Genomic DNA, 6646 nt, shown 5'->3' with positions numbered 1-6646 from the left:
GCGGCGCGGATAGGTGCGCCGACGCGGCGGAGCGTCATAGGTGTCGGATCGGGCGGCGACGCTGCGATCGCGCGCGTCGTTCGCGGAGCGGTCCTGCGGGTCGGCGGGTGGGAGGCGCTGGATCCGTTCGAGCGACTGTGGCGGCGGCCCGCGGTCGGACCGGACCGGCGTGTCGACGCTCGGGATGCACCCGGCGAGAGCCAGCGCCGCGCCCAGGATCGCGGCGGCGCGCGTCACGCGTAGGCGCGTCCCAGCATGTCCAGCGACTCGGCATGCGTCAGATCGAGATGCAGCGGTGTGACCGAAATATAGCCGTCCGCAATCGCCTCCAGATCGGTCGAGTGAAGCGGCGTCTCGACCGCGCCGCTCAGCGCGAACCAGTGATACTCATAGCCGCGCGGGTCGGTGTTGGTGACGATCTGCAACCGGCCATAGTCGCGCAGGCCCTGGCCGACGACGCGAATGCCGCGCACCGCATCGGCCGCACCGACGGGGAAGTTGACGTTGACGAGCGTCCGGGGGGCGAGCGGCGCGTCGAGCAGCGGGCGCAGGACGCGTTCGCCCCAGGCGGCGGCGACCTCGAACGGGACCGAATCGCCCATGCCTTCGCGGCTATAGACCTGGCTCAGCGCGATCGACCGGACCCCGGCCAGCGCACCCTCCATCGCGGCGGAGACGGTGCCCGAATAGGTCACGTCCTCGGCGAGGTTGGCGCCGCGATTGACCCCCGAGAGGATTAGGTCGGGGGGGCTGTCCTTCATGATGCGGGCAAGCGCCATCATCACCGCATCGGTCGGCGTGCCAGCGACGGCATAGCGCTTCTCGGCGAACTTGCGCACGCGCAGCGGTCGCGACAGCGTCAGCGAATGGCCCGCGCCCGACTGTTCCTCCGCCGGCGCCACCACCCAGACATCGTCGGACAGCGTCGCGGCGATCGCCTCGAGCACCTTCAGCCCGCGCGCATGATAACCGTCGTCATTGGTCAGCAGGATCCGCATCAGGCAGCGGGCTCGAGCAGGGTGAGGCCGCCCAGATAGGGCTGGAGCGCGGTTGGTACCGCGACCGCGCCATCCGCCTGCTGATAATTCTCGATCACCGCGACGAGCGTGCGACCGACCGCGAGGCTGGAACCGTTGAGCGTGTGGACGAACCGAGTCGCCTTCTCCCCCTCGGGGCGATAGCGCGCGTTCATGCGACGCGCCTGGAAATCGGTACAGGTCGAGATGCTGGAGATCTCGCGATACTGCGCCTGGCCGGGGAGCCAGACTTCCAGATCATAGGTGCGCGCCGCGGTGAAGCCCATATCGCCACCGCATAGGAGCATCCGCCTGAACGGAAGCTGCAACGCGTCGAGCACGCCCTCGGCGCACTGCGTCATCCGCTCGTGCTCGGCCTCCGACTCATCCGGCGTGACGATCGCGACCATCTCGACCTTGTCGAACTGGTGCTGGCGGATATAGCCGCGGGTGTCGCGACCGGCCGACCCGGCCTCCGAGCGGAAACACGGCGTCAGCGCCGCAAAGCGGAGCGGCAGTTCGCCGTCGGTCAGGATCCGTTCGCGCACGATGTTGGTCAGGCTGACCTCTGCGGTCGGGATCAGCCAGCGGCCGTCGGTGGTGCGGAACAGGTCCTCGGCAAACTTGGGCAGCTGGCCCGTGCCGAACACCGCCTCGTCGCGCACCAGCAGCGGCGGCGCGACTTCCTCGAAACCGTGATCGCGCGTCAGCCGGTCGAGCATGAACTGACCGAGCGCGCGTTGCAGCCGGGCGGCGGGGCCGCGGACCAGCGTGAAACGCGCACCGGACATCGCAACGCCCGTCTCGAAATCGAGCCCGATCGCCGGGCCGACGACGTCATGCTCGCGCGGGGCGAAGGCGAAGTCGGGCTTCGTCCCGCGTGCATGGACGAGCACATTCCCGCTCTCGTCGACGCCCGCAGGGACGTCCGATGCGGGCAGATTGGGGATCGCCGCGAGCGCCGCATCGAGCTCGGCGGTCAGCGCCGCCTCGTCGGCCTCGAGCGTCGGCAGCGCGGCCTTCAGCGCGGCAACTTCCGCCATCAACGCCTGCGCGCGCGGTTCGTCCTTCTGCGCCTTGGCCTGGCCGATCGCCTTGGACAGCTCGTTGCGGCGGGTCTGCGCGGCCTGCGCTTCGGCGATCGTCGTACGGCGGCGCTCGTCGAGGGCGACGAGCCGATCGCTGGCGGGGGCAGCGCCGCGGCGGGCGAGAGCTGCGTCGAACGCGGCGGGGTTTTCACGGATCAGACGGATATCATGCATGGCGCTAGGCTATGCCGAGGCCGGCAAGCGCGCGCAACCCGGTGCGCCTGCGGGACGTTGGGGAGGGCAGAGGCACAGATCAAAGAGGAGAAAGCCCGTGGATCTTCCGCACAAGTCCGTCGTCATGGTCGCCGATGGCCGCAAGATGCTGTTCCTGCGCAATGAGGGCGATGCCGCCTTTCCGAACCTCGTCGTCGAAGAGGCGGTCGAGCAGGAGAACCCCGCGACGCGTGACCAGGCGACCGACTCGGCCGGCCGCGCCTCGTCCCCGCAGGTGCCGCGCAGAGCTCGGTCGAACCCACCGATTTCCATCAGATCGAGGAAGACCGGTTCGCGGCCGACGCGGCCGAGCTGCTCAAGACGCGTGCGTTGAAGAACGATTTCGATTCGCTCGTCATCGTCGCGCCGCCTAGGACGCTGGGGGAGATGCGCAAACATTATCACAAGGCGGTCAGCAGCAGGCTCGCGGGTGAGCTCGCAAAGGATCTCACCGGGCATCCGATTGCCGACATCGAGACGGCGCTCAAGAACGCCTGATCGTTGCCACGCGATAGTTGAAAAAGGCCCGCAACCCGTTGTTGCGGGCCTTTTTTCATGTCCGAGATTTATGCAGGATCAGTCGGCGGCGCGCTTCGCGAACCGCGGCGGGCAACGAGGGCCGCGGCCGCAGCGCCGAACAGCAGCACCATCGGGGGTGCCGGAACGGGGGCGGGTGGCCCGCCGCTCGAGCCGGTGCTGCCATTGCCGCCGCCATTCGAGCCATGCCAGCCGCCGTTCGAGCTCCAGCCGCCGTTGCTGCTCCAGCCTGCGCTGCTCGATCCATAGCTCGACGACGAGGTCGAACTTGATCCGCTGCTGGTCGACGACACGTTGCCGCCCGAGCTGGTGCTGGTCGACGACGAAACGTTGCCGCTTGACGAGGAGGAGATGTTCCCGCTCGACGACGACGATACGTTGCCACTGGACGAGGAGGACACGTTACCGCTGGACGACGACGATACGTTACCGCTCGACGAGGACGATACGTTACCGCTGCTCCCGCCGCTGGCGGACGACGAGGTGCTCGACACCGACGCGCCGCCGGTGCTGGACGACGATCCGCCGGTCGACGAGGTGCTGCTGACGCCACCGCTCGAGGTCGAGCCGCCACTCGTGCTCGATGAACCGCCGCTCGTGCTCGACGAGCCTCCGCTTGAGGTCGACGAGATGACGATGCTGCCGCCAGAGCCGCCGCCGCCGAAGAAACCGCCGCCAAAGCCGCCGCCGCCAAAGCCGCCACCCGGGCCACCGCCGCCGAAAAAGCCGCCGCCGCTGTTTACCGGCACGGCGGTCGGGCTGCCGGCGCCGCCCACGAACGGGTCGGCGAACCCCACGGGGACCGGGGGCGCGTTGGCGACCGTCACCATGGCTGGCGCGCAGGCGGTGGTGCGTGTGGTGACGACGCGACGGATGCGGGGACGGGCGACGGCGCCGATCTGGCGGGGGACAACGCGCTTGGTCATCGTCTTGGTCTGGATCGCGCGCTTCGGACGCTCGGCGACATGGACGGCGCCGCCTCCGATGATCGCGCCTCCGCAGGCACACGCGCATAATTTGGCCAAGGCCATCCGCACCGACATACTCAAAGTCTCTCTCGTTGCCGACGCGCAGACGACGTCGGATCGCGTTCACGGCACTCGGACGCCGTGTTCGCACAAAGCGCAAAACAAAGCGTTAAGCGCAAGCGCCCATGACGTGATCTGGTGGTCATTCTTACAATATCGCGACGGGCGGGGCGCTCAATACGCAGACCGTGCCGTGGCGGGACAGTTGTCGCATCCAGGATCATGGCGACGGGCCCGTTCGCGGGACTCGCTTAGGCCGTCGGCGGGCGGTGTAACCCGGATGCATCGGTACGCAAGAATGTGTCTTCATTATCGATCCAAGCGCAAGTCTGCTCGCTTGTGGTCCGGAACACGTAAGACTATAGGCCCTTTCACCATTTGGGGGTGGCTTCGAGACGCGGCTTTTCGCGCCGACCGGCCAGAGGGAGAGTGGTATGGCAACGGTAATGAATCGCGTAGACGAGCACGGTACCAATCTTGCAGCAGCCAATGATGCCGATGGCTATCGACCGACGGCCGACGAGCCGTTCATGAGCCTGCGTCAGCAGGCCTATTTCCGGCAAAAGCTGCAGCAATGGAAGGACGCTATCCTGCGGGAATCGCAGGAAACCTTATCGCAGCTCCAGGTCGATTCGCTGCGCGAGGCGGATCTGACCGACCGGGCGTCGAGCGAAACCGACTGGTCGATCGAACTGCGGACCCGGGATCGCCAGCGCAAGCTCGTCTCGAAGATCGAGGCGGCGATCCGCCGCATCGACGATGGCGAATATGGCTATTGCGAAGTCACGGGCGAACCGATCAGCCTGGCACGCCTCGAGGCGCGGCCGATCGCGACGATGACCGTGGAGGCGCAGGAACGCCACGAGCGCAACGAAAAAAAATCTCCCGCGAGGACTGATACCGGGGCGGCGAACAGCGCATAGGCACGTGGTCCGCCTTCTGATATATGCGACGCATATCTCGACGTCGGGACACAGGAACACGGATGGACATGAGAAACCAAGGGTCGTTGGGCGCCGAGGGTGCGGCAGGGGCCGGCGCCGGGGAGTCCGTCGAGGATAGCGCAGACCTGGGCCAGAACCGGCCGGTCCGTGACAGTCTGCTGATGATCGCTCGGTTCAGCTATGCCGACGGTGCGGGTGTGTACGAGGTGCGGGTCCGCAACCTGTCCGAAGGCGGGCTGATGATCGAGTTCGATCGGCCGCTCGCTGTCGATACGCCGGTCACGATCGACCTGCGCGGGATTGGTGAAGTTACCGGACGGGTGGCGTGGTGCACGCAGGGCCGTCTGGGAATCGCGCTCGACGAGACGATCGACCCGATGAAGGCGCGCAAGTCGGTCGGGCAGGGGCAGACGACGCCGACCTTCGCCAAGCCGATCGTGTTCCGGGAGCCGCGATCGCGGTGACGTCGTCCGGTAGAGCGGGGCAGCGTTAGGTTGTCGGTGACGGTTGAATAGAGGGGCTGACTGAAGAGGCGGTGGTGGCGTGGCCGGCACCCCGCCAGTCCGGCTTTCCCGAGGGGGAAGGAATCGGAAAAGCCGGAACCGCGTGACGACAGGCCGATCGCCCGCCGCCACGAACGGCGTGGGGTCTAAAGGTTGGCGAGTTCTTCCTTCAGGCGAAGCTTCTGCTTCTTCAATCCTGCGAGCGCCAGCGCGTCGGGCATGGGCCGGTGTACCTCTTCGGAAATCCGGCGGTCGAGCATTTGATGCTTGGTTTCCAGCGCAGCCTGGTGCGTCGTTTGCATGGTGGAAAAACTCCTTCTGCATTCGTGTTGGGGTCCCGAGTAAACCATCGCCCCACCAAAAAGTCTTTAACGAAGATTGGTGAATCGACCGGGCGAGCCGTCGCGTGCGACGGGCCGAGTCCTGTGGCCCCCGACGCGCGCGCCGGGTAGTTTTTGGTGCTCGCGCAATGCCATGCATTTGCTAAGGACCGCGTAGCAGGGGTGGGCGAAGGGCATGATGGTGGACGAGGCACAGATCAGGGTCCGGCTGGACGAAATCCGGACCGAGCATCGCGACCTCGATTCGGCGATCGCCGCGCTCTGGTCACTCACCGTTCCCGACCAATTGCAGATCGCCCGGCTCAAGAAGCGCAAGCTGCGGTTGCGCGACGAAATCGCCGCGTTCGAGGACCAGTTGATCCCCGACATCATCGCCTGATACGTCCGGGCAGGCACGAATGCGGGGCGTGATTTCGGACAGCGCCTTCAAATCACGACATAATATTGATCAAGCGGTCGATCGGAGCGGCGCGTTTCGGGACACATCCCGGCGCATCGGTGCGTTTTCGCGATGGGCGCGGCGTTGCGGCTATGGCAGTCGAGCAGAATGATTGGACGACCGCCCGAACTGCCCCTGCAAGACCGCATGATCGGTGCACTGTACCGTGAGGCGATGCGGCTGGCCGAAGAGGCGCGGAACTATTTCGACGATACGGGACGGACCGACCGGGACGGGCTCGAACCGCTCGTCCGCGTCAGCCTGAGCTGTGAATCGCTCAAGGTCACGACCCGGTTGCTCCATGTCCTCGCGTGGTTGCTGACGCAGCGCGCGGTCCAGGCGGGTGAACTCACGCGGGGCGAGGCGCTGGATCCGGCGCGGCGGCTCGGCGAGCGCCGGTGACCGATGACGCGATGCTGGCGGCGTTTCCGCCCAGCGCGAGGGCGTTGATCACCGCGAGCATGCACCTACACCGGCGCGTCGCGCTGCTCGACGCCGCGCTCGATGCGCCACCCGCCGCGGGCCCCGCCTGCCGCG

9 protein-coding genes and 1 pseudogene are annotated in these 6646 nt (G+C 66.9%); 5 read left to right on the top strand and 5 right to left on the bottom strand.

The genetic code is table 11. The features are described 5' to 3' along the window. The 3 genes from NI18_RS16620 to serS all read right to left on the bottom strand — a co-directional run. Positions 1-237, bottom strand: a 237-nt coding sequence (locus NI18_RS16620; RefSeq protein ID WP_037531576.1) for a hypothetical protein, incomplete at its 3' end; no start/stop codon positions are given. Then, positions 234-998, bottom strand: coding sequence for a 5'/3'-nucleotidase SurE (gene surE, locus NI18_RS16615; RefSeq protein WP_037531574.1), 765 nt, complete (start codon positions 996-998; stop codon positions 234-236). The genes NI18_RS16620 and surE, both read right to left, overlap by 4 nt. Beyond that, complete coding sequence (gene serS / locus NI18_RS16610) at positions 998-2278, bottom strand: serine--tRNA ligase (RefSeq protein ID WP_037531572.1); 1281 nt, start codon at positions 2276-2278, stop codon at positions 998-1000. Before serS ends, surE begins: the two co-directional genes overlap by 1 nt. Positions 2279-2375: 97 nt before the next feature. Between serS and NI18_RS16605 the strand changes: the two are divergent. Beyond that, a pseudogene (locus NI18_RS16605) lies at positions 2376-2815 on the top strand (host attachment family protein). 68 nt (positions 2816-2883) lie between these two features. On the opposite strand, the gene NI18_RS25220 reads toward NI18_RS16605, so the two are convergent. Further along, complete coding sequence (locus NI18_RS25220) at positions 2884-3897, bottom strand: hypothetical protein (protein ID WP_037531570.1); 1014 nt, start codon at positions 3895-3897, stop codon at positions 2884-2886. Positions 3898-4316: 419 nt separating this feature from the next. Here NI18_RS25220 and dksA point away from each other — a divergent pair, with 419 nt between their 5' ends. Together dksA and NI18_RS16590 are read left to right on the top strand one after the other, a co-directional pair. After that, positions 4317-4805, top strand: coding sequence for an RNA polymerase-binding protein DksA (gene dksA / locus NI18_RS16595; RefSeq protein ID WP_037531568.1), 489 nt, complete (start codon positions 4317-4319; stop codon positions 4803-4805). Positions 4806-4867: 62 nt separating this feature from the next. Beyond that, positions 4868-5290 (top strand): PilZ domain-containing protein, encoded by a 423-nt coding sequence (locus tag NI18_RS16590; protein ID WP_243845892.1) that lies wholly within the window; start codon positions 4868-4870, stop codon positions 5288-5290. Positions 5291-5475: 185 nt separating this feature from the next. On the opposite strand, the gene NI18_RS23585 is transcribed toward NI18_RS16590, so the two are convergent. After that, the gene (locus NI18_RS23585) at positions 5476-5631 is read right to left on the bottom strand and encodes a YdcH family protein (RefSeq protein WP_081874429.1); all 156 of its coding nucleotides are present in this window, start codon (positions 5629-5631) and stop codon (positions 5476-5478) included. A gap of 220 nt (positions 5632-5851) precedes the next feature. Between NI18_RS23585 and NI18_RS16585 the strand changes: the two genes are divergently transcribed. Both NI18_RS16585 and NI18_RS28110 read left to right on the top strand, forming a co-directional pair. Beyond that, positions 5852-6049 carry a DUF465 domain-containing protein gene (locus NI18_RS16585; protein WP_031393918.1) on the top strand — a complete coding sequence of 66 codons (198 nt, stop codon included), beginning with the start codon at positions 5852-5854 and terminating at the stop codon, positions 6047-6049. A gap of 207 nt (positions 6050-6256) precedes the next feature. Then, positions 6257-6511 carry a DUF1465 family protein gene (locus NI18_RS28110; RefSeq protein ID WP_052149272.1) on the top strand — a complete coding sequence of 85 codons (255 nt, stop codon included), beginning with the start codon at positions 6257-6259 and terminating at the stop codon, positions 6509-6511. Positions 6512-6646 lie beyond the last annotated feature (135 nt).

The organism is Sphingomonas sp. Ant20 (assembly GCF_000783375.1).
In the GTDB taxonomy this organism is placed as follows: domain Bacteria; phylum Pseudomonadota; class Alphaproteobacteria; order Sphingomonadales; family Sphingomonadaceae; genus Sphingomonas; species Sphingomonas aerolata.
This window is presented reverse-complemented; position numbering and strand designations above follow the sequence as displayed.

Bases quoted from the DNA above. Each gene is read 5' to 3' on its own strand.
- surE (WP_037531574.1), bottom strand. From the start codon at position 998: ATGCGGATCCTGCTGACCAATGACGACGGTTATCATGCGCGCGGGCTG.
- serS (WP_037531572.1), bottom strand. From the start codon at position 2,278: ATGCATGATATCCGTCTGATCCGTGAAAACCCCGCCGCGTTCGACGCA.
- NI18_RS25220 (WP_037531570.1), bottom strand. From the start codon at position 3,897: ATGTCGGTGCGGATGGCCTTGGCCAAATTATGCGCGTGTGCCTGCGGA.
- dksA (WP_037531568.1), top strand. From the start codon at position 4,317: ATGGCAACGGTAATGAATCGCGTAGACGAGCACGGTACCAATCTTGCA.
- NI18_RS16590 (WP_243845892.1), top strand. From the start codon at position 4,868: ATGGACATGAGAAACCAAGGGTCGTTGGGCGCCGAGGGTGCGGCAGGG.
- NI18_RS23585 (WP_081874429.1), bottom strand. From the start codon at position 5,631: ATGCAAACGACGCACCAGGCTGCGCTGGAAACCAAGCATCAAATGCTC.
- NI18_RS28110 (WP_052149272.1), top strand. From the start codon at position 6,257: ATGATCGGTGCACTGTACCGTGAGGCGATGCGGCTGGCCGAAGAGGCG.